Annotated in this window: 20 protein-coding genes; 18 read left to right on the top strand and 2 right to left on the bottom strand. The window is 41.6% G+C overall.

Features of this window, described 5'->3' with window-relative positions; all coding sequences use genetic code 11:
* The first annotated feature begins 147 nt into the window (after positions 1 to 147).
* The 13 genes from rpoC (at position 148) to G602_RS0100985 (ending at position 14,795) form a co-directional block, all read left to right on the top strand.
* Positions 148 to 3,843 (top strand): DNA-directed RNA polymerase subunit beta', encoded by a 3,696-nt coding sequence (gene rpoC, locus G602_RS0100925; RefSeq protein ID WP_044930803.1) that lies wholly within the window; start codon positions 148 to 150, stop codon positions 3,841 to 3,843.
* 231 nt (positions 3,844 to 4,074) lie between these two features.
* The gene (rpsL, locus tag G602_RS0100930) at positions 4,075 to 4,494 is read left to right on the top strand and encodes a 30S ribosomal protein S12 (protein WP_026493590.1); all 420 of its coding nucleotides are present in this window, start codon (positions 4,075 to 4,077) and stop codon (positions 4,492 to 4,494) included.
* A gap of 168 nt (positions 4,495 to 4,662) precedes the next feature.
* Entirely contained in the window at positions 4,663 to 5,133 is a 471-nt protein-coding gene (rpsG, locus tag G602_RS0100935) for a 30S ribosomal protein S7 (RefSeq protein WP_022760818.1), read from the top strand.
* 51 nt (positions 5,134 to 5,184) lie between these two features.
* The gene (gene fusA / locus G602_RS0100940; protein WP_026657213.1) at positions 5,185 to 7,302 is read left to right on the top strand and encodes an elongation factor G; all 2,118 of its coding nucleotides are present in this window, start codon (positions 5,185 to 5,187) and stop codon (positions 7,300 to 7,302) included.
* A 176-nt stretch (positions 7,303 to 7,478) separates the two neighbouring features.
* The gene (gene tuf / locus G602_RS0100945; protein WP_026657214.1) at positions 7,479 to 8,669 is read left to right on the top strand and encodes an elongation factor Tu; all 1,191 of its coding nucleotides are present in this window, start codon (positions 7,479 to 7,481) and stop codon (positions 8,667 to 8,669) included.
* 552 nt (positions 8,670 to 9,221) lie between these two features.
* Positions 9,222 to 9,347, top strand: a complete 126-nt coding sequence (locus tag G602_RS31685) for a hypothetical protein (RefSeq protein WP_256374950.1) — start codon at positions 9,222 to 9,224, stop codon at positions 9,345 to 9,347.
* On the top strand, positions 9,344 to 9,787 hold the full coding sequence (locus tag G602_RS0100955; RefSeq protein WP_026657216.1) for a MobC family plasmid mobilization relaxosome protein: 444 nt from the start codon (positions 9,344 to 9,346) through the stop codon (positions 9,785 to 9,787). The genes G602_RS31685 and G602_RS0100955 overlap by 4 nt, the downstream gene beginning before the upstream one ends.
* Positions 9,788 to 10,074: 287 nt before the next feature.
* Complete coding sequence (locus tag G602_RS0100960; protein WP_026657217.1) at positions 10,075 to 10,920, top strand: hypothetical protein; 846 nt, start codon at positions 10,075 to 10,077, stop codon at positions 10,918 to 10,920.
* Positions 10,921 to 11,137: 217 nt separating this feature from the next.
* Complete coding sequence (locus tag G602_RS0100965; RefSeq protein ID WP_026657219.1) at positions 11,138 to 11,860, top strand: gamma-glutamyl-gamma-aminobutyrate hydrolase family protein; 723 nt, start codon at positions 11,138 to 11,140, stop codon at positions 11,858 to 11,860.
* Positions 11,857 to 12,708 carry a transporter substrate-binding domain-containing protein gene (locus tag G602_RS0100970; protein WP_026657220.1) on the top strand — a complete coding sequence of 284 codons (852 nt, stop codon included), beginning with the start codon at positions 11,857 to 11,859 and terminating at the stop codon, positions 12,706 to 12,708. The genes G602_RS0100965 and G602_RS0100970 overlap by 4 nt, the downstream gene beginning before the upstream one ends.
* Before the next feature lie 83 nt (positions 12,709 to 12,791).
* A complete protein-coding gene (locus G602_RS0100975) occupies positions 12,792 to 13,463 on the top strand; it encodes an amino acid ABC transporter permease (protein WP_026657221.1) in 672 nt (223 codons plus the stop codon).
* Positions 13,453 to 14,196 carry an amino acid ABC transporter ATP-binding protein gene (locus G602_RS0100980; RefSeq protein ID WP_044930718.1) on the top strand — a complete coding sequence of 248 codons (744 nt, stop codon included), beginning with the start codon at positions 13,453 to 13,455 and terminating at the stop codon, positions 14,194 to 14,196. The genes G602_RS0100975 and G602_RS0100980 overlap by 11 nt, the downstream gene beginning before the upstream one ends.
* Positions 14,197 to 14,210: 14 nt before the next feature.
* Positions 14,211 to 14,795, top strand: a complete 585-nt coding sequence (locus G602_RS0100985; RefSeq protein ID WP_026657223.1) for a cytidylate kinase-like family protein — start codon at positions 14,211 to 14,213, stop codon at positions 14,793 to 14,795.
* A 12-nt stretch (positions 14,796 to 14,807) separates the two neighbouring features.
* Here the strand turns inward: G602_RS0100985 and G602_RS0100990 are convergent, their stop codons facing one another.
* The gene (locus G602_RS0100990; protein WP_026657225.1) at positions 14,808 to 15,398 is read right to left on the bottom strand and encodes a hypothetical protein; all 591 of its coding nucleotides are present in this window, start codon (positions 15,396 to 15,398) and stop codon (positions 14,808 to 14,810) included.
* A 251-nt stretch (positions 15,399 to 15,649) separates the two neighbouring features.
* Between G602_RS0100990 and G602_RS28450 the strand changes: the two genes are divergently transcribed.
* From G602_RS28450 to dtd, 5 genes are read left to right on the top strand one after another with little or no spacing between them, the layout of a single operon-like run.
* Positions 15,650 to 16,507 (top strand): response regulator, encoded by an 858-nt coding sequence (locus G602_RS28450; RefSeq protein ID WP_049944989.1) that lies wholly within the window; start codon positions 15,650 to 15,652, stop codon positions 16,505 to 16,507.
* Positions 16,508 to 16,523: 16 nt separating this feature from the next.
* Positions 16,524 to 18,575, top strand: a complete 2,052-nt coding sequence (locus G602_RS0101000) for a hybrid sensor histidine kinase/response regulator (RefSeq protein WP_026657226.1) — start codon at positions 16,524 to 16,526, stop codon at positions 18,573 to 18,575.
* A complete protein-coding gene (locus G602_RS24715; protein ID WP_049944990.1) occupies positions 18,572 to 21,991 on the top strand; it encodes a DegV family protein in 3,420 nt (1,139 codons plus the stop codon). Before G602_RS0101000 ends, G602_RS24715 begins: the two co-directional genes overlap by 4 nt.
* A gap of 22 nt (positions 21,992 to 22,013) precedes the next feature.
* On the top strand, positions 22,014 to 23,537 hold the full coding sequence (locus G602_RS24720; protein WP_044930719.1) for an alanine/glycine:cation symporter family protein: 1,524 nt from the start codon (positions 22,014 to 22,016) through the stop codon (positions 23,535 to 23,537).
* A gap of 40 nt (positions 23,538 to 23,577) precedes the next feature.
* Entirely contained in the window at positions 23,578 to 24,021 is a 444-nt protein-coding gene (dtd, locus tag G602_RS0101015; protein WP_026657227.1) for a D-aminoacyl-tRNA deacylase, read from the top strand.
* A 7-nt stretch (positions 24,022 to 24,028) separates the two neighbouring features.
* Here dtd and G602_RS0101020 read toward each other — a convergent pair whose 3' ends face one another.
* Positions 24,029 to 25,630, bottom strand: coding sequence for a CTP synthase (locus G602_RS0101020; protein ID WP_026657228.1), 1,602 nt, complete (start codon positions 25,628 to 25,630; stop codon positions 24,029 to 24,031).
* Positions 25,631 to 25,842: the final 212 nt, after the last annotated feature.

Below are 25,842 nucleotides of genomic sequence, written 5' to 3' on the forward strand. Positions count from 1 at the left end.
GTGCGCATCGGCGTGAAAGGTAAAGGTTGCTAAAGCAACCACGCCTCGCGCGAGAATTTCGCAAGCGAAATTCTAATCTATATGCGGTAATTAGTAACTGCAACCACGTAAACAAGAGAAAAGAGGTTACGAATGTCTGATTCTACAATGAATAAAGCAATAAACGAAGCTTCCAGCGGAAGAACTTCATCAGCACCGACATATCAGCCGATGACATTTGATGCTATAAAGATTGGTCTCGCTTCTCCTGAGAAGATCAGAGAGTGGTCACATGGCGAGGTTTTAAAGCCTGAGACAATCAACTATCGTACACTTAAGCCTGAAAGAGACGGTCTGTTCTGTGAGAAGATTTTTGGACCCACAAAGGACTGGGAATGTCACTGTGGTAAGTACAAAAAGATTCGTTACAGAGGCGTAATCTGTGACCGTTGTGGCGTTGAAGTAACTAAGAGCAGTGTTCGTCGTGAGCGTATGGGTCACATCGAGCTTGCTGCTCCTGTATCACATATCTGGTATTTCAAGGGTATTCCCAGCCGTATGGGACTTATCCTTGATCTTTCACCCAGAGTACTTGAGAAGGTTCTGTACTTTGCTTCATATATCGTACTTGATGCCGGAGAGACAAACCTGGAATATAAACAGGTTCTTTCTGAGAAGGAATATCAGGATGCCCGTGAAGAGTGGGGCGGAAAATTCCGTGCAGGTATCGGTGCAGAAGCAATTAAAGAGCTTCTTATGAGTATCGATCTTGAAGCTGAATATCAGGAACTCAAGGAAGGTCTTGATACTTCCAGCGGACAGAAGAAGCAGCGTATCATAAAGAGACTTGAAGTTGTTGAGTCTTTCCGTGAATCAGGTAATGATCCTTCATGGATGGTACTTGACTGCATTCCGGTTATTCCTCCGGATCTTCGTCCTATGGTACAGCTCGACGGTGGACGTTTTGCAACATCAGATCTTAATGATCTTTACCGTCGTATTATTAACAGAAATAATCGTCTTAAGAGACTTCTTGATCTTGGCGCTCCGGACATCATTGTTCGTAACGAGAAGCGTATGCTTCAGGAAGCTGTAGACGCACTTATTGATAACGGCAGACGTGGAAGACCTGTTACAGGTCCCGGAAACCGTGCACTTAAATCCCTTTCAGACATGCTTAAAGGTAAGGGCGGTCGTTTCCGTCAGAACCTTCTTGGTAAGCGTGTTGACTATTCAGGACGTTCAGTTATTGTCGTAGGTCCTGAGCTTAAGATTTATCAGTGCGGACTTCCTAAGGAAATGGCTATTGAACTTTTCAAGCCCTTTGTTATGAAGGAACTTGTTTCCAGAGGAATCTCACAGAATATAAAGAATGCCAAGAAGCTTGTCGAGAGACTTGATGAGCAGGTATGGGATGTACTTGAGGATGTAATTAAAGAGCACCCTGTAATGCTTAACCGTGCTCCCACACTTCACAGACTTGGTATCCAGGCATTTGAGCCTATCCTTGTTGAAGGTAAAGCTATTAAGCTTCATCCGCTTGTTTGTACACCTTTCAATGCGGACTTCGATGGTGACCAGATGGCTGTACACCTTCCTTTGTCCGTAGAGGCACAGGCAGAGAGCAGATTCCTTATGCTTGCTCCTAACAACCTGCTTAAGCCTTCAGATGGTGGTCCTGTTAACGTTCCTACTCAGGATATGGTCCTTGGTATTTACTATCTTACACAGGAGCGTGAAGGTGCAAAGGGTGAAGGTAAGTTCTTTAAGAGCATAGATGAAGCAATCCTTGCTTACGAGAATGATTACATTACACTTCAGTCAAAAATTACAATCCGTATAAGTCGTAAGAATGAGAACGGAGAGGAAGAATCCGGACTTGTTGAGTCTACACTTGGAAGATTCCTTTTCAATGAGTTCATTCCTCAGGATCTTGGATTTGTTGATCGTTCAGTTCCGGAGAACAAGTACAAGCTTGAAATCGACTTTATGGTTGGTAAGAAACAGCTGAAGAAAATCGTTACCAATATGATCAATACACATGGTACTTTTGCTACAGCAGAGGTACTTGATAAGATCAAGTCAACAGGTTATCACTATTCAACAAGAGCGGCTATGACCGTATCTATTGCAGATATGACAGTGCCTCCGCAGAAGCAGGAAATGCTTGATGAAGCACAGGCTGTTGTTGATGAGATTGCTACAAACTACCGTCGTGGTCTTATGACAGACGAAGAGCGTTATCGTCTTGTTGTTGAGACATGGATGGATACAGATAAGAAGCTTACCGATGTCCTTCTTAAAGGACTTGATAAGTACAACAATATTCACATGATGGCGGATTCCGGAGCCCGTGGTAGTGATCAGCAGATCAAGCAGCTGGCTGGTATGCGTGGACTTATGGCTGATACAACAGGTCGTACAATCGAACTTCCTATCAAGTCAAACTTCCGTGAAGGTCTGGACGTTCTGGAATACTTCATGTCAGCGCATGGTGCTCGTAAGGGTCTGTCCGATACAGCGCTTCGTACAGCCGATTCAGGATATTTGACACGTCGAATGGTTGACGTATCACAGGAGCTTATTATCCGTGAGCTTGACTGTAGTGAAGGAAAGGCAGTAATTCCCGGAATTACTGTTAAGGAATTCAAAGACGGTAAGGCTATGATCGAGCCTTTAGAGGATCGTATCACAGGAAGATATACATGTGAGGATATCAAGGACAAAGATGGAAACATAATTGTTAAGAAGAATCACATTATTACACCCAGCCGTGCTAAGAGAATCTTAAGTGATGGTATTAACAGTAAGGGTGAGCCTGTAACAGCAGTTAAGATTCGTACAATCCTTACATGCCGTTCACACATTGGTATCTGTGCTAAGTGCTATGGTGCTAACATGGCAACCGGTGAACCTGTTCAGGTCGGTGAAACAGTTGGTATCATTGCAGCTCAGTCTATCGGTGAGCCCGGAACACAGCTTACTATGAGAACATTCCATACCGGTGGTGTTGCCGGTGGAGATATCACACAGGGTCTTCCCCGTGTTGAGGAGCTTTTCGAGGCAAGAAAACCTAAGGGACTTGCAATTATTTCAGAGCTTGATGGTACAGCTACCATTAAGGATACAAAGAAGAAACGTGAAGTTATCATCACAAACGATGAGACAGGTGAGTCAAAGGCATATCTCATCCCTTACGGATCACGTATCAAGGTTATTGATAACCAGCAGGTTGAGGCCGGTGATGAGCTTACAGAAGGTTCCGTAAATCCTCATGATCTTCTTAAGATCAAGGGAATCCGTGCAGTTCAGGATTATCTGCTCCGCGAGGTTCAGAGAGTTTATCGTCTGCAGGGTGTTGATATCTGCGATAAGCATATCGAGGTTATTGTTCGTCAGATGCTTAAGAAGGTACGCATAGAGGAGAGTGGAGATACAAACTTCCTTCCCGGAACACTGGTTGACGTACTTGATTTCGAGGACGACAATGAGAGACTTATAAGTGAAGGCAAAAAGCCCGCAGAAGGAAAGCAGGTTATTCTTGGTATTACCAAGGCCGCTCTTGCTACAAACTCCTTCCTGTCAGCTGCATCCTTCCAGGAGACAACAAAGGTTCTTACCGATGCTGCTATTAAGGGTAAGGTTGATCCTCTTATCGGACTTAAGGAAAACGTTATTATCGGTAAACTGATTCCTGCAGGAACAGGTATGAAGCGTTATCGTAACACAGCTCTTAATACAGATGCTAACTTTAAGGATCTCGATAAGCTGATTCTTAAGAAGAATCTGGATGACGATGATGATTTTATCACTGATCTTGATTCCGAGGCAGATGAGGTAGTCGTAACTGACGACGAGGAATAATACTTTTCTTAATTATGAAAAGTTCATAAAATAGTACAATTTTAAAACGATTGTGCTTGACAAGCTAATTTTTAATATTTATACTTGTAAACTGTGCGACAAGCGAGAGGGGTAGTTTGCCCCTTTCGCTTGAAGTATGTAATTGTTTTGTTGATTTTCAGATGGTTTCTATGTCAGAGAGCTGTCTGTTTATCATATATTGTTTTACTACTAAAATAGGAGGTAAAAGGAATGCCAACATTTAACCAGTTAGTTCGTAAAGGCCGTCAGACTTCTGAGAAGAAGTCAACAGCTCCTGCGCTTCAGAAAGGATTCAATTCCCTTCACAAGAAGGCAATTGATACTGCTTCACCGCAGAAGAGAGGCGTATGCACAGCTGTTAAGACTGCTACACCTAAGAAGCCTAACTCAGCTCTTAGAAAGATCGCCAGAGTACGTCTTTCTAACGGTATCGAGGTGACAAGCTATATCCCCGGCGAAGGCCACAACCTTCAGGAGCACAGCGTTGTTCTCATCCGTGGTGGAAGAGTTAAGGACCTGCCTGGTACAAGATATCACATTATTCGTGGAACTCTTGACACAGCAGGTGTTGCAGACCGTAAGCAGGCTCGCTCCAAGTACGGTGCAAAGAGACCTAAGGCTGCAAAGTAATTTAAGTAACTATCATTACAAGATCTAATTTTTTTAATGGTGTTGGTATTTCTCTTTTATATAGAAGTAAGAAAAACCGCACGTACACTAAAATTAGTGAGTACCTATGATCTATAGTAAACAGATGAAGACTGACACTCATCTGTGATTCTAAAGGAGGGAAGAACCGTGCCGCGTAAAGGACATATTGTAAAACGTGACGTATTAGCGGATCCTTTATACGATAACAAGGTTGTAACAAAGCTTATCAACACAGTTATGCTTGATGGTAAGAAGGGTGTTGCACAGAAAATCGTATATGGTGCATTCGCACAGGTAGAGGAGAAGGCTGGTAAGCCTGCTCTTGAAGTATTCGAGGGTGCTATGAACAACATCATGCCCGCTCTCGAGGTAAAGGCTAGACGTATCGGTGGTGCTACATATCAGGTACCGATCGAGGTTCGTCCGGATAGACGTCAGGCTCTTGCACTTCGCTGGCTTGTAACATTTTCTCGTAACAGAGGCGAGAAGACCATGGTCGACAGACTTGCATCTGAGATTCTTGATGCATTTAACAACACTGGTGCATCTGTAAAGAGAAAAGAAGATATGCACAAGATGGCAGAAGCAAACAAGGCATTTTCACACTACAGATTCTAATTTTAAGAGTTTGGTGTTAGAAACGTCGATTTTTATTAGGAGGATAAACCTTTGGCTGAAAGACAATACCCATTGGAGAGAACCAGAAACATTGGTATTATGGCGCATATTGATGCCGGTAAGACTACACTTACAGAGCGTATTCTTTACTATACCGGTGTTAACTACAAGATTGGTGAGACCTACGAAGGTACTGCTACCATGGACTGGATGGAACAGGAGCAGGAGAGAGGTATCACAATCACATCTGCAGCTACAACATGCCATTGGACACTTCAGGAAAACGGAAAGGTTAAGCCCGGTGCTCAGGAGCATCGTATCAACATTATCGATACTCCCGGCCACGTTGACTTTACCGTTGAGGTTGAGCGTTCACTTCGTGTACTTGATGGCGCTGTAGGCGTATTCAGTGCAAAAGAAGGCGTTGAGCCTCAGTCTGAGAACGTATGGCGTCAGGCTGACGGATTTAATGTTCCTCGTATGGCATTCATCAACAAGATGGATATCATTGGAGCAAACTATTTCGGAGCTGTTGAGCAGATCAGAAATAGACTTAAGAAAAACGCTATTATGATCGAAATCCCGATCGGAGCTGAGGATCAGTTCCAGGGTGTTATCGACCTTTTTGAGATGCAGGCTTACATCTATAATGATGATAAGGGTGAAGATGTAACAATCGGCGAGATCCCTGCTGATCTTAAGGATGATGCAGAGCTTTATCGTAGTGAGCTCGTGGAGAAGATCTGCGACCTCGATGAAGATCTTATGATGAAGTACCTTGAGGGTGAGGAGCCTACAAAGGAGGAGCTTAAGGCTGCTCTTCGTAAGGCTACTTGTGAGTGCAAAGCTTTCCCTGTATGCTGTGGTTCTGCACACAGAAACCGTGGTATCCAGAAGCTTATCGACGCTGTTATCGAGTTCATGCCTTCACCTATTGACATCCCTGCATGTAAGGGTACAGACATGGATGGCAATGAGGTTGAGGTTGAGTCAACAGATGATGGCCCGTTCGCAGCTCTTGCATTCAAGATTGTCAGCGATCCTTTCGTAGGAAAGCTTGCATTCTTCCGTGTATATCGTGGTACTGCAAATTCAGGTTCTTACGTACTTAACAGTACTAAGGACACAAAGGAGCGTCTTGGACGTATCCTTCAGATGCATGCTAATAAGCGTTCAGACCTTGATAAGGTATATTCAGGTGATATCGCTGCAGCTGTTGGTCTTAAGAACACAACTACAGGTGATACACTCTGTGATGAGAAGAACCCCGTAATCCTTGAGTCTATGGAGTTCCCGGATCCCGTTATCGAGCTTGCTATCGAGCCTAAGACTAAGGCTGGTCAGCAGAAGCTTGATGAAGCACTTCAGAAGCTTGCTGAAGAGGATCCTACATTCAGAGCACATACAAACTCTGAGACAGGTCAGACTATCATCGCTGGTATGGGTGAGCTTCACCTTGATATCATCGTTGACAGACTTCTTCGTGAGTATAAGGTAGAGGCTAACGTTGGTGCACCTCAGGTTGCATACAGAGAGGCTCTTGTAAATGCTTGCGATATCGAGAGTAAGTATGCTAAGCAGTCCGGTGGACGTGGTCAGTATGGTCACTGTAAGGTTCGTTTCGAGCCCATGGATGCCAACGGAGAAAACCTTTACCAGTTTGATAGCGAAGTTGTCGGTGGTTCTATTCCTAAGGAATATATCCAGCCTATCAGCGAAGGTATCGAAGAGGCTATGAAGGCAGGTTCTCTTGGTGGATTCCCTGTTGTAGGTGTACATGCTACAGTTTATGACGGATCTTATCATGAAGTCGATTCTTCAGAAATGGCATTCCACATTGCCGGATCAATGGCATTTAAGGATGCTATGGCTAAGGGCGGAATGGTTCTCCTTGAGCCCATCATGAAGGTTGAGGTTACTATGCCTGAAGAGTACATGGGAGATGTTATCGGTGACGTTAACTCTCGTCGTGGACAGGTTGAAGGTATGGATGACCTTGGCGGCGGTAAGATTGTTAGAGCACATGTTCCGCTTGCTGAGATGTTCGGATATGCTACAGACCTTCGTTCCAGAACACAGGGTCGTGGTAACTACTCCATGTTCTTCGAGAAGTATGCTCCTGTTCCGAAGAACATCCAGGAGAAGGTTCTATCTAACAAGAACGCTTAATAAGGTAATATAAGTGGGGCTTAAAGTTATTTTTCGAATGAAAACATACCTCAAAGCCCCTATTTATACTATTTAAGGCTTGATTTCAAGCCAAAATTCTAATATAATCGATATGTCGGTTATTATGAGAAAAGAATGTTAATGTAACATTTTTTATTTAAGGAGGATATTTTAAAATGGCTAAAGCTAAGTTTGACAGAAGCAAACCGCACGTAAACATTGGTACAATCGGACACGTTGACCATGGTAAGACAACTCTTACAGCAGCTATCACAACTGTTCTTGCTGACAGAGGATTCAGCCCTGCTGTTGCTTTCGATCAGATCGATAAAGCACCCGAGGAAAAAGAGCGTGGTATCACAATCAACTCTGCTCACATCGAGTATGAGACAGCTAACAGACACTACGCACACGTTGACTGCCCTGGCCACGCTGACTATGTAAAGAACATGATCACTGGTGCAGCTCAGATGGATGGTTCTATCCTTGTTGTTGCTGCTACTGATGGTGTTATGGCTCAGACAAGAGAGCACGTTCTTCTTGCTCGTCAGGTAGGTGTTCCTTACATCATCGTATTCATGAACAAGTGCGATATGGTTGATGATCCTGAACTTCTTGACCTCGTTGAGATGGAGATCAGAGACCTTCTTACAGAGTATGAGTTCCCTGGAGATGATATCCCGATCATTCGTGGTTCAGCTCTTAAGGCTCTTGAGGATCCTAAGTCTGAGTGGGGCGACAAGGTTATGGAGCTTATGGACACAGTTGATTCTTACATCCCTGAACCTACTCGTGAGACAGATAAGCCTTTCCTTATGCCTGTTGAGGACGTATTCACAATCACAGGTCGTGGAACAGTTGCTACTGGCCGTGTAGAGAGAGGTCACCTTAACCTTAACGACGAAATCGAAATCGTTGGTATCAAGGAAGAGACATCTAAGTCAGTATGTACTGGTATCGAGATGTTCCGTAAGACAATGGATTACTGCGAAGCTGGTGACAACGTTGGTCTTCTTCTTCGTGGTGTTGACCGTGATGGTATCCAAAGAGGTCAGTGTATCACAAAGCCCGGTTCTGTAACTTGCCATAAGAAGTTCACAGCTGAGGTTTACGTTCTTACAAAGGATGAAGGTGGACGTCATACTCCTTTCTTCAACAACTACAGACCTCAGTTCTACTTCAGAACAACTGACGTTACAGGTGTTTGCAACCTTCCTGAAGGTACAGAGATGTGCATGCCTGGTGACCACGTAACAATGAGCATCGAGCTTATCCACCCCATCGCTATGGAGCAGGGTCTTAAGTTCGCTATCCGTGAGGGTGGTAGAACAGTTGGATCAGGCCGTGTTGCTACAATCATCGAGTAATCCGGACTGAATAGTTCAAACTATAAGTAAAATCAAGGCTTCCGAGAGTTTTCTCGGAAGCCTTTTTACATGTAAATATGGTAAACTAATGATAAAAAAATAGTATCTGGTACCTTTTTGGTACCTTTTTTTGGGGTTCCAGTACCAACAATAAAGAAGCTACCGGCAAATTGAAGAACAATATGGAGTTACCAAAAAGCAGGCGAGACTCGCAATCGACTATCTGTGCAAAATTGGTGTAATTCGTAAGCATTTAAGAAATGAAACAACTAAAGATGGCATTAAGCTATATAACTGTATGTATCTGGAATTAGTACCAGAGAAATTGAAGGAAATTACTTTTCCGAAAAAACTTATAGGGGTGTGCCCTCCAGGGCATCACCCTGTGCCCTAGAGGGCACTACCCTGGTTCCCTGCAGGGCAGAGGGTGGTGACCTACAGGGTACCACTAATACAAAGATTACTACAGAGAATACTAACTTAGATTACATCAATCTTATCAATCAGAAAAATGATACAAGTGACGAAAATCCTACATATCAGGTTTATAGGATGGATGAAATAAAAGCATATCGTGAAATTATAAAAGTGAATCTTGACTATGACGTGATGAGATCAAGGCTTATATTTGACAGCGAAAAAATAAAAAAAGAGGCAGAGGATAAGGAGGGAAAATGAAAAAAATCAAGGAAGAAGACAGAAGAAATACTGACAAATACTTACATGTTCGTCTAAGCGAAAATGAACTGAAAAGATTACGCAATCTTGCTAATGATTTTGAGATGTCTGTTTCCGAATTTGTTCGTTGGTCCATTTTTCAGAGACAAGTAACTATGCGAATTTTGATAGATGATGAGACCAATGCTCTTACAAAAATCAAATATCAGTTAGGAAGGATTGGAAATAACATTAACCAGATTGCTAAGCTTATTAATACTGGATATGTTAACCCTGAAATGTTTAGAAATGAATTAAATGACATGTGTAATATAATTCATAATGAAGTATGTCTGCTAAATGATGTCCAGTCAGCGACTCATAATAGTTGGAGAAAAGCTATCTCAAAATACTCTAAGTATTATCAAATTGATAGAACCGATTGTGGAATAAAAGAATGATTCTGAATAATAGGCGGTTGCTTTCTATATGGATTATAAAAAGGCGGTGTGATTAAGACTCACATCGCCATAATATTTGAAGTATTAAAATCTTGCAGCTGTAGTGATGATTTCATCAACAGCATTCCTGCATCATTGAGTTGGTAAAATGATGTGAACATAAAAATAAAGCAATTAGAAGCAGAGCCTAAATTGACTCGTGATACCAAAGGAGCCAATGGCTCTCAACTTAACCCTGTATCGGTTTTGGGGTGAATATGGTAAAATATAAGTGAGGTAAATAGTAAATGGGTGGAGTAAAAAGAGATTATCAAGATAGTGTATTTACAAAGATGTTCGGTGGAGAAGATAAAAAATATCTTCTTCAGTTATATAAGGCATTGCATCCGGATGATGAAAGGACAGATGAAGATGATCTGGAGCTAGTCACTATAGAAAATGTTTTAACGAACGATATATATAATGACCTTGGTTTTATTGCAAATGGAAAGCTTGTAGTCCTTGTAGAAGCTCAGTCTACATGGAGTCCTAATATTATCGCAAGGATGTTTATATACCTTGCAAGAACCTATCAGGATTACATATATTCCAATGAGAAGATTAAAGCTAGGTTATATAGCGAATCAAAGATAGATTTACCTGTTCCGGAGATGTATGTAATTTATACCGGTAACAGATCAGGCAAAGCAGATATTATATCGTTTAAGGATGAATTCTTTAAAGATAGTTCAATAGATATAGATCTTAAAGCAAAGGTAATTTTTGCCGATGATGGAAGAAAAGATATAATTGGACAATATATAGCATTCTGTATTGTGGTTAAACAGCAGCTTTCACTTCATAAAGACAAGAAGATAGCTGTTCAGGAAGCAATCAGAATTTGTATAGAAAATGGTGATTTGGTTGAGTATCTGACATCTCATAGAAAGGAGGTCGAAGACGTTATGTTTGCACTATTGACACAAGAAGAAGCAACAAAGAGCTATGGAGAACTTAAAAAAATAGAAGGCCTTGAAGCTATGGTAAAAACGCTAAAAAGGATTTATCCTGATTTTGATTCAGTTTATCGGGAAGTAAAGATGAACGAAATTTATTCTGACCTCAGCGAGGAAGATGTTCGTCAGTATTATTAATAATTCATGACTACAGGTATCTGAGGATTCAATGACACACAGAACGATATAACAAAAATAATACAACATAATAAGGATAACAAAATTTTTGCTGGTACCCGTTTGGTTGTCTTATTTATTTGCAAATTTGCCCCAAATTGGTTATAGTATCCTTTATAAAGACAACGGCGTCTGCTATTTTGAGCAGGCGTCTTTTCTATTTTTGGGAGGAAAAAAGTTGAGTCCGATAATTGGATTAATTCCGCTATATGATGACGAAAAAGAAAGCTATTGGATGCTTCCCGGCTATATGAAGGTCATTGAGAAATGTGGAGGTGTGCCAATTATGCTTCCACTTACTGATGATGAAGGGGAGCTTGAAATGGTATACTCTTTATGTAATGGTATTCTCTTTACAGGTGGGCATGATGTGTCTCCGAATGTATACAAGGATACACCAAAAGCAACATGTGGCATCGCCTGCCCCTTAAGGGATAAGATGGAAGCTTATCTTTTGGATAAGTGCCTTAAGAATAATAAGCCATTACTGGGTATCTGCCGTGGGATACAGTTCATAAATGCCCATCTTGGCGGAACTTTATATCAGGATCTTCCCACCGAATATGACTGTAAGGTAGAACATCATATGTCGCCGCCCTATGATAGGAAGGCGCATTTTGTTGAGGTACTGGAAGAGACACAGTTAGCTTCAATTATAGGGAAGGGAATTCATCCCGTTAACAGTTATCACCATCAGGCAATAAAGGATATTTCTCCACATGTTGTCAAAATGGCAGTTTCGGAAGATGGACTGGTAGAGGCAATAGCTGTGAAAAATCACAGATTTGCAATAGGAGTGCAGTGGCACCCGGAGTTTTCCTTTGAAAATAATGAGGAGAACTTAAAATTAGTAAAAGCATTTGTAGATGAATGTAAAAACGGAAGGAGCAAAAGGTTATGAAAAAGAAAATGTTGGCATTGGTAATGAGTTGTGTAATGGTTGTAGCTGCAGGCTGCGGCAGTTCAGCAGGAAAAACAGATGAGAGTAAAGCTGACGCTGAACAGGCAACATCAACAGAAACAGCAGCAGAAACAGAGACAGAAGCAGAGCCTGCTTCAGACGCATCCGGAAAAGTATGGAAGATTGCAACCGACACATCTTTCAAACCCTTTGAGTACACAGATGACAGTGGTAATTTTGTAGGTATCGACATGGATATTCTTGATGCAGTAGCAAAGGATCAGGGATTTGCCTATGAAGTTCAGGTTCTTGGATGGGATGCTTCAATTGCTGCCTGCCAGGCCGGGCAGGCTGACGGAATGATTGCCGGCGCATCAATTACTGATGAGAGAAAGGAATCCGGATGGATTTTCTCTGATGGATATTATGATGCAAATCAGAGTATGGCAGTAGAGACTTCATCAGATATCACAGGTTTTGATGGACTTAACGGAAAATCAGTAGCTGTTAAAACAGGTACCATGAGTGCTTCTTATGCAGAAAGCCTTTCAGAGGAATATGGATTCACTGTAACATACTTCGAGGATTCACCGACTATGTATCAGGCTGTTGTCGGTGGACAGGTTGCTGCAACATTTGATGATACACCGATAATGGCAGCTAACATCAAGGATACAGGTATTGCTATGAAGATTGTAGATGGTACAGGAAATGAGCCTGCAGCATATGGTTTTGCCATTTTCAATGCGGATAACCAGGAGCTTGTTGATATGTTTAACAAGGGACTTGCAAACATCAAAGCTAACGGAACTTATGATGAAATAATCAAGAAATACCTTGGTGAGTAATTTTTTGAATCTGAATTACTAAATATCAATTCTTTTCCGGGCAGGGCAACCTGCCCGGTTAGTCAAATGAGGAATTTTTAAATATGATAAAAATTATTACAGTTTATGGCAGTATGCTGCTGGTGGCTCTTGGAAGAACACTTCTCTTAGCACTATTGGGACTGTTTTTTGCATGTATTATCGGTATGATCTTCGGTATTCTGGGAGTTTTAAAAAACCGTATATGCAATATTGTGTCCCAGATATTTGTAGATGTTATAAGAGGTGTACCGATGATTGTTCTGGCATTCTTTGTGTACTTCGGTGTACCGTACTTCTTTAATACAATAATAGGTGGCTTCTCTATGAGCCTGACTGCTTTACAAGCGGGTACAATCTGTCTGGCTTTAAACTGCGGAGCCTATATGGCTGAGATTGTCAGGGCAGGTATTCAATCAGTTGATGTTGGCCAGATGGAGGCTGCAAGGTCACTCGGACTTACCTATGGAATGGCTATGAGGAAGGTTGTTCTTCCGCAGGCTATAAAGACAATGATTCCTACTTTTATAAATCAGTTTATTATTACCCTGAAGGATACGTCCATTCTGTCAGTCATAGGGTTTCCGGAGCTTGTTAATACGGCCAAAAATGTTCAGGCGAATACTTTCATGTCCTTTCAGACATGGGCTATTGTTGGAATTATGTATCTGATTGTTATAACTATCCTTTCACGTAGTGCAAAGAGGGTTGAGAGGAGGCTTAGTGTTGGAAGATAAAAAAGAAATCAAGATAAAGGTTTCAAACCTCAAAAAAAGATTTGGTGATCTGGAAGTTTTAAAGGATATTTCCACAGAGGTTACCAAGGGTGAAGTAGTGTGTGTTATCGGACCATCCGGATCAGGTAAATCAACTTTCCTACGTTGCCTTAATAAGCTGGAAGATGTAACAGCAGGTACCATAATTATTGATGGAAATGACATTACCAAAAAGCAGGTGAATATAAATCATGTGCGTGAAAATATCGGAATGGTATTTCAACACTTCAACCTGTTTAACAATCTGAATATACTGGACAACCTTACTCTTGCACCTGTACAACTGAAAAAGTGCTCTAGATCAGAAGCTGTTTCCAGGGCAAAGGACATGCTTAAAAAGGTCGGTCTTGAGGATAAGACAGAAAGTTTTCCGAGTCAGCTTTCAGGAGGACAGAAGCAGCGAGTAGCCATAGCAAGGGCATTATGTATGCAGCCCGATATTATGCTGTTCGATGAGCCAACCTCTGCGCTCGATCCGGAGATGGTAGGAGAGGTTCTACAGGTTATGAAGGATCTTGCTGCTGATGGTATGACTATGGTAATTGTTACTCATGAGATGGGCTTTGCCAGAGAAGTGGCGGACAGAGTCATTTTCATGGATGGCGGTTATATTGTGGAAGAGGGAACTCCTCAGGAAGTTCTTCTGAATCCTAAAGAAGAAAGAACAATAGACTTCTTGAATAAAGTCTTATAAGAATGGGGAAAACTATGAAAAATATAATCACTATAAGTCGACAGTTTGGAGCCGGTGGGAGCACTATCGGACAGGCTGTAGCAGATAGGCTTGGATATTACTACTGTGATAAGGATATAATCCTTAAAGCGGCTATGGAAAGTGGAAATCTGACCCCTCAGGAGGTCAGAAATTATGATGAACGAGTTCCGAGGGAGTTTGGCTTTGGTCAGAGTCTTTTTGATTTCTATAATAAGCCATTGGATGAAAGACTCTTTGATGCTCAGAAAGAGGCTATAAAAAAGGTGGCAGAGAGCGGAAATTGCGTAATTGTCGGAAGAAATGCAAATATCATCCTGCAGGAGTTTGACAGAACACTCCATGTATTTGTTTCTGCTACGGAGCACTATAGGATTGATCATATGAAGGCCAAGATGCCCGGGTGTAGTGAGAAGGAAATAATGGACCACCTTCGTTCAGTGGATAAGGCCAGAAAAAAATACTGTAAGTATTATACCCATACAGAATTCGGGAACGCAGAATATTATGACCTGTGCCTAAAAAGCTCGTCTTTGGGAATAGAGAACTGTATTGATATTATTTGCAATGCAGCAAAGTAAAATGGCAGTCCTTTAAACTGTCCCGCGTGCAGCTTTGTCATCGTACTTGCCTTTTATGGCAAGGCCGATGGTGACATCAAGAGCTAATCTGGACAGGAGAGTTACTATCATTTCAGGTCTGTTCATAAAAAGATGGCCAAATACTATGTCCATAATTAGCAGAATGGCAAATAGAATAAAGGATTTCTTTTTGCCAAGATTTTTCCAAAACGCAAGGAACAGAAGGATACAAATTGTGACCATCATAACAAGAAGGGGAATCAGATAACTGGAAAGGGCAAATAATGTCTGTTGTCCCCACTTAACTATGATTAAAACATAAGCCCCCGTGGTTTCTATGGCAGTCATTACAAAAAAAGCTTTATAGAAGAGGGCTGACTTTTTATTGTATCTCATTAGCAGATAGATTACACCAAAACATAGTGCAAGCATGCTAAGGACATTAAAAGCAACGATGTGCTGAGCGGTTGTTATTTCATCAGGCTCAGACATAAGTGAGATTTTGGAATGAACCGCAGTCGCATTTTTTATACACATAACGATAAGTACCACCATCAGGATAAGATGGAATAGCATCAGAGGGGTAAATTTTTTATCGCTCATTAATGATTTACCTCCGCAGGGACCTTCTACATCAGAACTGAAACTTTACGTATTCTGTTTTAATCTTATCATAAATGCAAAGTGCTAAACTTTTCTGATGGTAAGGTTTTATAAAAACTTTAGATAATCTTTTAAAACACGACATTTTTTCGTATCGGCGGATATTTTATAATTGATTTATATCAATTTATTGTAGAATGAGAGCCATTATGAAAAAGTGTCTTTTTTATTTCTGAGGCGGAGGGAATAAGATGAGCTTAGAAGATTATAAAGTTTTGTTTCTGATGGAGAAATCAAGCATTGTAATAAAGGGACTTGAAAAAAGAATAAATGCTGAAGAATACGAGACAGCTTCCATAGTGGAGAATTTCGATAAGATAGAGGAATATGCTAAAGAAGCCGGTGTTTTTGTTGTATATAATCCGCTGAGTATTCTTGATGTAAAATACGGACAAAAGAAAATTGTTCTGATAAAGGATCAGGCCAAGGATAATAATTGCAATATCATATTTGTCGGTGAAATCGGAGACAAGGAAAATATTACAAAGGAGTATCCGGAATTTGTGGCGAGCAGGTGGATGGTACGCCCTGTGGATCCCGATGAATTTGTCACTATAGTTGAAGAGGAGCTGCGAGACCACGAGAAAAGGCTGGAAAGAAAGAGCTACTCCGAAATGGATTCAAAGGTAAATGAGACACTTGATGTAAGAGACGTTCATTTGAGTGTTAAAAACGGTGGTGGTGATAAGAAGAGGATTCTCATTGTTGATGATGATCCATCCTATGCAGGCATGGTTAAAAACTGGATTAAGGACAGATATAAAACCGACGTTGTGACTGCAGGAATGCAGGCTATTTCTTTCCTACTGAAAAAACCTGTTGACCTTATTCTTTTGGATTATGAAATGCCGGTGGTTGATGGCCCGCAGGTTCTTCAGATGTTGAGGCAGGAACCTGTTACCAAGGACATTCCGGTTGTATTTCTTACGGGAGTAAGCTCAAGAGAAGGCGTGAGCCGTGTTATGGAGCTAAAACCTGCCGGATATATTTTGAAGTCAACCACAAGAGAAAATCTGATGAATTTCCTTCAGGAAAAACTGCATGGGTGATTAACGGGGGAAAGGCATGAATCGGAAGAATAATAATACTTATATTATCTCATTGGTGTCGATTTCCTGTATTGCCATGCTTTTTGAAGGTATAGTTCTGGAATGGGAATTCTGGGTTCCACCGATTATACTTATAGGCACAGTGGCACTTTGGGTTATGCATATAACTGAAAAGCCTGAAGAGAACATTAGAGAGGTATGCTGCCTGATATATGCAATGATGGCATGCTTTTTTCATGGCGTACACGAAACAAGCTATGTCGATATAGCCATTGTTATTTGTTTTGTGATGGTTGCCTATTCTTTGTTGGACCATATGTATATGATGAATCTGCTTCTTGCAGAATATTTTCTTTTATTTATCATTCAGCTTACTCTGGCGATTACAGCAAACACAGTCGAATTTGATTTTTTAACTGTTTCAAGGACAATGCTTCATTTTGTTGCAGTTCTTTATGTTTATACAGGATGCTGCAAGTCCATATATGGGCGTAGGGAAGTCAAGGAACAGCTTGAGGAAAAGGAAGCATATATCAGTTCCTATGATAGTGATATGGAGGATTTTTTATCCAATATCTCCCATGAACTTCGCACACCGGTAAATGTTGTAAGCGGAATGTCTGACCTTCTTCTAAAAAAGGGAGGAGGCGAAGAGGTGCAGGCAATAAAGGAAGCCGGGATGCGTCTGTCTAGTCAGATAGAGGATTTACAGGATTATACTGAAACCAGAAGAAGCTCAATAATTCTTGAGGAAGAGAATTATATGAGCACATCACTGATAAACGATGTGGTGACCAGTTTTCGTATGGAGGCACTGGATACTGACTTGGAGCTCATTGTAGACATGTCCCCCGATGTTCCTACTATGATGTGCGGTGATGTAAAAAAGCTTCATAAGATATTCCATCACCTCCTTGGGAACGCTCTCAAATTTACCAGGCAGGGCGGAATATATGTGAAAATGTATGCCGACAAGATGGACTATGGAGTAAATCTTTGCATCGAAGTAACTGATACTGGCATTGGCATGAGGAGAAAGGATATTATAGCTGCATCTCAGGGGATGTATCAGGCTAATTCAAAAAGGAACAGGAGCTCCGGGGGTGTAGGCCTGGGACTTGCCATAATATACGGATTTGTTCACAGGATGGAAGGTTTTGTTAAGATTGAGAGCGACTTTGGAAAAGGGACTACTGTGAGAGTGACTATTCCGCAGAAGGTTGTTGATAACAGACCCTGCCTCTTAATTAATGAGTCCTTTACGGGAGATATTCTGTTTCACGTAAGACCCGATAAATACCGTGTTGCTAAAATAAGAGATTTCTATCGTGACATGGCTGCCAATCTTGCGTCCGGCATTCATGTTCCGCTTTATCCTGCAGAAACAATAAATGAAATAGAAAGACTGCGTCAGAAACTGAATGTCACTTTTATCTTTATGGGTGAAGAGGAGTACGAAGAAAATGCAGAATATTTTGATGAACTCAGCAAGGGGGATATCGTAATTGCAGTTTCTGCAGATCATGGATTTAAGACAAATGAAGGCAGCCGCGTAATGGTGATGCCTAAACCGCTATATGCATATCCTGTCGTTAAAATTCTAAATGAAGGCTTAAGTGCAGAAAATATCGAGCTTGGAGACATCTATGTCAAACCAAATTTCAGTGGAATAAAAGCCCTTGTCGTTGATGATGAGCCTATGAATCTGGTGGTTGCTACCGGATTGTTTGAGGACTACGGAATGACTATCGATACCGCCAAAAGCGGTAAGGATGCCATAGAGAAGTACAAGAAGGGTGACTATGACATAATCTTTATGGATCACATGATGCCGGAGATGGATGGAGTTGAAGCCATGCATCGAATTCGCCTGTCAGCTGAGGAGATGGGCAGGAAGGTAATAATTGTCGCGCTTACTGCCAACGTGGTTTCTGGTGCGAGGGAAATGTTTGTAAATGAGGGATTTGACGGATTCATAGGAAAACCGATTAATCTGGTTGATTTTGAGCGTGTTATGAGCCGTGTCCTTTCCCGGGGTAAAAATTCCGAGGGAGGTGTCAAGCTATGAATATAATCAGATTGATGAAAAAGCTAATCGTCTACATAAATGATCCTGACAGGAATTTTTCCGAAAGACTGTTCATTCTTATGACGATAATATCCGAAATTGCCGTAGCGGTCGCATTTATCGGAGATATTGTCACAGGCGAAAATGATTATGAAATCATATTGCTTGGTGCCACACTTGTTCTTGTCCCGGTCATAACATTTTCCTGCTTATATAAAAACAGGATACAGATTGCCATAAGACTCATAATAATCGGGTTGGTATTTGTCATATTGCCCGGAATCTTTTTCCTGGGCGGAGGTGTTGAAGGCGGAGGCGTTTTTTGGATTATTTTTGCATTCATATATGTTGGCCTTGTAATATCCGGAACCTGGCGAAGAGTAATGCTGACGCTCTTGTTTATGCTGGCGCTGGCATGTTACATGGTGGAATACTATCACCCTGAGCTTGTTGCAACCCACAGTAGGGAAATGTACTATATGGATTCATTCCTTTCTCTGATTTTGGTAGGCGTGGTTTGCTTTGTCATGGTATGGTTCCAAAACGGAATGTTTAAGCAGGAAAATGAGAGGGCAAGGAAAGAAGCTGAGCGTGTTGAGGAACTGAACCGTTCACAGAACCGCTTCTTCTCAAGCATGAGCCATGAAATCAGAACGCCGATAAATTCAATCCTTGGTCTTAATGAGCTTATCCTGAGGGAAGAGAATATTTCCGATGAAGTAATAAAGGATGCAACAGGAATCCAGGGTGCAGGAAAAATGCTGCTTGCACTGATAAATGATATTCTGGATTTTTCCAAAATGGAAGCAGGAAGCATGGACATCGTCCCGGTGGATTATAAGCTTGGAGATATGATGTCCGAGATAGTAAACATGATATGGCTGCGTGCTCAGGAAAAGGGACTGCGTTTGGATGTAAGTGTAGATCCCGGTGTACCGTCAGTTTTATACGGTGATGAAGTACGTATAAAACAGATATTGATCAATCTGCTCAATAATTCAGTTAAGTACACTAAGGAAGGTTCAGTAGGTCTTCATATTGAATGTGAAGACGTTGATGAGAATGATGTCATGCTTCGAATTTCTGTATCAGACACAGGTATAGGAATAAAGAAGGATGCATTGCCATATCTTTTTGATGCGTTCAAGCGTTTTGATGAGACAAAAAACAGACATATTGAGGGAACAGGTCTTGGCCTTAGTATTGTAAAACAGCTTGTGGAACTTATGGGTGGTTCCATATCGGTTAACAGTGTCTATGGTGAAGGTTCCACTTTTAATGTAATGGTTAAGCAGGGTGTTTCCGATCGGAATGCCATTGGAGAACTCAGCATACATAATTACGGAAAGGTTAAAAAGCATGCCTATGAGAGCCGTTTTACAGCGCCTGAAGCAGCTGTGCTCATAGTTGATGATAATGTGATGAACCTTGAAGTAGAAAGGAAGCTGTTACTTGCCACAAAAATGCGTGTAGACACGGCTGCAAGCGGAAAACAGGCCTTGGAAGCTACATTGAGGCTTCATTACGATGTCATTCTTATGGATCACTTGATGCCTGAGATGGATGGTATTGAATGTCTGAAGGCTATAAGAGAACAGATAGGCGGATTGAATCAGATAACACCTGTTGTGGTTCTTACAGCTAATGCGGGAAGTGATAACAAGGAACTGTATAATCATTCAGGCTTTGATGGTTACCTGATAAAGCCTGTGTCCGGTGAAGCTCTTGAAGACATGCTTCTGAATCATATTCCAAGCGACAAGCTAAATGTTAAAAGGCACGCAGAGCGCATGGAAGGCAGTACTAATGCTACGGCAGAATACAACAGAAAGGCACCTGTTGTTATCACAACCAGCAGTATGTGCGATCTGCCCGATGTGGTAATGAGAGATCCCCGTCTTCCTATTCTGCCCTTTGTTGTTCAAACAGAGGATGGTGTATTTAAGGACGGACTGCAGATCGGAGCAGATGAACTTGTCAGATATATAAAAAATGGCAAAAAGGCTTTGTCAGCACCACCTGATATTTCTTTATATACAGAGTTTTTTGCAAATGCATTAAAGACAGCACATCATGTTATCTATATAGCTCTTACAACCAGCATGAGTGATGATTATGAAAGAGCGATGGAGGCATCAAAAGCTTTTGATAATGTATCAGTAATTAATTCCGAGTGTGTATCAAGTAGTACAGGCCTTCTGGTACTTATAGCCTGCAAGCTTGCTCAGCGTGATATGCCTGTTGACGAGATTATTAATGAGCTGGAAATGGTAAAGAAGAAGGTAAAGTGTAGCTTTATTGTGGACAGTACTGATTTTATGATGAGAAATGGACGTGTCAGTCCCCTTATGCACAGGCTAGCGGAGTCATTAAGTCTTCGTCCGTGTCTTAGTATCAAGGATGATGTGTCAGGCGTCGGTGAGATATGCACCGGAAACAGATGGAATGCTTATAAGACTTATATACGAAAAGCCTTCCCTGTTGATCAGATCCCTGATTCGGATGTGGTTTTTATTACCTATGTTGATTTAGATGAAGAAATGCTTCAAAGAATAAAGAAGGAAGTCAGCAAGATTGCCTACTTTGAAAATGTGGTATTTCAGCAGGCGTCAGCAGCCATTTCCTCAAACTGCGGTCCGGGTTCTTTTGGAATACTTTATTTCCTTAAGGGAAATAAAAATTATAATGTTTCATCACTTCTTCCGATTGATATGGAAGCAGTCAGCAGTACAGAGGAAGAAGCAATTCAAGTTGAGGATACTGTAGACAATTCATCTTATGGGGATGAAATTAGCATGCCTGAAACTGAAGAAACAGATACAGAATTACTTTGGTATGAAAACATTGAAGGAATTGATGGGAATATTGCTATTAAGAACAGCGGATCTGAGGATGCATTCCGGACCGTTTTGAAGATATTCTATGATTCTATCGATGAAAAAGAAGAAGAGCTGCAGACCGCCTTTGAAACGGAGGATTGGGAAAACTTCACCATAAAAATCCACGCTTTAAAGAGTTCAGCCAAGCTGATAGGAGCCATGGAACTATCTTCAAAGGCAGAAGTTCTGGAGATGGCCGGCAAACAAAGAGATGTTTCTTTTGTCAGCAAAAACTATGACGAGTTCATGAAGAATTACCACGTTTATAAGGATGTTTTGGGCAAGCTATACGCTGAAGAAAAGGACGAAAAAGAAGTCGAAGAAAAGCCGCTGGCGGATCAATTTTTAATGGAGAGTGTTTATGAAGCTATAGCAGAAGCAGCGGATAACATGGATAGCGATAGCATAGAGGAAGCGCTCTCGGAGCTTGATGACTACGAGATACCTGACGACGATAAGGAAAAGATCAGTGAGATAAAAAGACTTGCTTCAAAGTATGACTATGAAAGTATTGTCAAAATGCTGGCTACGCTGTAAATGAAAGGACATCGGAAACAGTATGGAAACTATCAGTCGTGTTAATGATGCTGTCAATTCTTTTGCATGGGGAACGTTTGGCCTTTCGCTTTTACTTGGCACGGGACTTATATGCACGATAATTACAGGTGCTTTTCAGATTACTCATTTAAAGCATTGGTGGACTAAGACCTTTATGGCTACGGCGGGTGAAGCCCGTGTTATTAATGATGCAGGTGCCTTGTCGCAGTTCAGGGCCTTCTGCATGGCCCTATCATCCACTATCGGAACGGGAAATATTGCAGGCGTATCTACGGCTATCTGTGTGGGAGGACCCGGAGCTGTATTCTGGATGTGGATGGCTGCTTTTTTCGGGATGATGACCAAATATTCTGAGAATGTTCTTGGTATTTATTACAGAAGAAGGAATTCTGAAGGTGCATGGTCAGGTGGGCCTATGTACTACCTGGAGGATGGTCTTGGCAGTCTTCCCAAGTGTAAAAGGATAGGTAAGATACTGGCGGTGGCATTTAGTATTTTTACCATACTTGCCTCTTTCGGAATCGGAAATCTTAGTCAGATAAATAAGATTACATTAAATATAAATGCCACCTTTCTGTCAGGCATTGACAGGGGGGAGTTCCTTGGGGTATCGCGGATTGACTGGTTTATTGGATTTACGTTAATGTTCATGGGGGCTTTGATTATTGCCGGTGGTTTCAGGCGTCTGGCATATGTTTCGGAAACCCTTATACCTCTTATGACAATCACATATATTGCCGGATGTCTTGTTGTGATGCTTTTTCATATAGACAGAATTCCGGAAGTTTTTTCATCGATATTCCATTTCGCATTCGGCCCCGATGCAATAAAAGGCGGTGCTGCAGGAACTGCAGTACAAATTGCCATGAATACCATAAAGAGTGGATGTAAGAGAGGAGTGTTCTCTAACGAGGCAGGACTTGGATCTTCGGTTATGGCTCATGTCAATTCCTGTGCGCGGGAGCCTGTGAAGCAGGGAATGTGGGGAATCGCAGAAGTATTCCTTGATACGATCGTTATATGCACAATGACAGCTTTGGTTGTACTTAGCTCCGGAGCAATTGACCTTACGACAGGACTTACTGTGGAAGGTACAGATGATGCTACTTTGGTAGCAAGAGCCTTTGGTCAGGTTTTGGGATATCCCGGTGAGATTTTTGTTGTAATAATAATAGCTCTTTTTGCATTTACTACAGTCATGGGGTGGTCTTATTACGGCGCGAAGGTTGTTGAATATCTTATAGGTGTGACCTGGGCGAAGGTATACCGCGTTGTCTTCATTATTCTGATAGAGTTCGGAGCAGTTATGGAATCTTCACTTGTATGGGATATTTCCGATACCTTCAATGGTCTTATGATGATACCGAATCTAATAGGTGTGCTGGCCCTGACACCCCTTATAATACAGATTACGCAGAACTATTCTGACAGAAGAGTGCGTGGAAAGGATATTAAACCCCTGCTCTCCTATAACCGCGATATACAGGCAGATGCAGAGCGTGCTGTAAATAAAGGGGCATATTGAGTATAATGTATTAAAAAAGTACCGGAGGAAAACACTTAATATGCGAGCAGTAGTTACAAGAGTATTATCTGCATCAGTCACAATAGAAGATAACAAGGTTTCAGAAATAGGAAAAGGCTTCCTGGTATTACTTGGAGTTCATACGAGTGACACGGAAGCAGAAGCTAAAAAGATTGCGGATAAAATCTGCGGGCTCAGAGTTTTTGAAGATGAAAACGGAAAGATGAATATAAATCCTAAAGATGCGGGTGCAAAGCTTCTTATTGTGAGCCAATTCACCCTTTATGCGGACTGCAAATCAAGGCGTCCCGGATTTACAGAAGCCGCACGTCCTGAAATCTCAGAGCCTTTATACGAGCTTGTGGTTTCAGAATGCAGACAGCGCGGCTTTGAAGTTCAGACAGGAGAGTTCGGAGCCGACATGAAAGTTGAATCCATCAATGACGGCCCTGTAACCATCCTACTTGATACAGCGGAGCTGTAAAGCGTCATTATTTAAAATCCCTTGCAGCCTTTATGAAACCTGCAAAAAGCGGATGCGGATTGTTGGGACGGGATTTGAATTCCGGATGTGCCTGAGTAGCAATGAAAAATGCATTTTCCGGATATTCTATCATCTCAACAATTCTGTTATCGGGAGATAATCCGCAAAGGCGAAGACCGTTCTCCTTAAGAGCATCTCTAAAGTCATTGTTCACTTCATAGCGGTGACGATGACGCTCTGTAATATTCTCCGTACCATAAAGTGAATAAGCAAGTGTATCCTTCTCAAGTGTGCAGGGGTAAGAACCAAGTCGCAGAGTTCCGCCAAGATCCTCACCTGTGGTATGATCGGGTAAAAGTGCGATCAGAGGATGTGTTGTTGCAGGATTGAATTCTATTGAATGTGCATCATCATATCCAAGAACATTTCTTGCAAATTCAATTATCGCAAGCTGCATTCCGAGGCATATTCCAAGGAAAGGAATCTTGTTTTCACGGGCGTATCGGATGGAGGTGATCATTCCTTCTATACCGCGGTCACCAAAGCCACCGGGAACAATTATTCCCTGAACATCTGAAAATGCATCACTTACATTTTCCGGAGTGATGGTTTCCGAATCAACCCACTTAATTTTTACCTCTCTCTTTGCTGCAATTCCACCGTGCTTTAAGGCTTCCACAACACTTAAATATGCATCGTGAAGCTGAGTGTATTTTCCTACAAGAGCGACAGTTACGGTTTCATTGAGTGAGTATAAGGTGTCCACCATGTTCTGCCAGTCAGTGAGGTCGGGAGCCTTACATTCAAGGTTCAGACATTCAAGTGTAACCTCTGCAAGATGTTCCTTTTCCATTGCAAGAGGTGCTTCATATAAGTACTTAAGATCAAGGTTGTTTAAAACATTCTTACTTGGAACGTTACAGAAGAGGGAGATTTTTTCCTTGGTATCCTTATCAAGCTCAACCTCTGTTCTGCAGACAATTATGTCGGGGGAAAGACCCATTCCCTGCAGCGTCTTTACTGCTGATTGAGTGGGCTTTGTCTTTATTTCCTGAGAGCATCTGAGGTATGGAATCAGGGATACCAAAATGATCATGGCATTTTCATGTCCCACCTCGTGCTGGAACTGTCTGATGGATTCAAGGAAGGGCTGTGACTCAATATCACCGACGGTGCCGCCTACTTCGATGATTGCAATGTGTGTATCTTCGTTTTCATAATTTCTGTAGAAACGTCCCTTTATCTCATCTGTTATGTGGGGTATAACCTGGACAGTATGTCCGCCGTAATCTCCGCGTCTTTCTTTGTGGAGAACTGACCAATAGATTTTTCCTGTTGTAACATTCGAGTTTTTGTCGAGGCTTTCGTCGATGAAACGTTCATAATGTCCAAGGTCAAGATCCGTTTCGGTTCCGTCTTCAGTTACGAAAACTTCACCATGCTGAATAGGATTCATGGTTCCCGGATCCATGTTTATATACGGGTCAAATTTCTGCATGGTCACCTTGTAACCACGGGCCTTCAAAAGCCTTCCAAGTGACGCAGCGGTTATTCCTTTTCCAAGACCTGAAACGACACCACCCATTACAAAAACATACTTTACCGACATATAGCCTCCTTATAAATTAGAAATAAAACTGTTAAAAATAAAAAAAGCGCCAAAACAGCGAGAGATTCCCTACTGTTTTGGCGCCATTGCCATTACAAAATAATACAAATATATGGTAATTACTTTTAGAACTAATGTCAAATTCTTTTATAAAAAATTTGTAGGAATTACCTGCGGAGTATCGTAACATCTTGACATAGCGATGTCTGCGG

It is taken from the genome of Butyrivibrio sp. AC2005 (assembly GCF_000424145.1).
Lineage (GTDB): Bacteria > Bacillota > Clostridia > Lachnospirales > Lachnospiraceae > Butyrivibrio.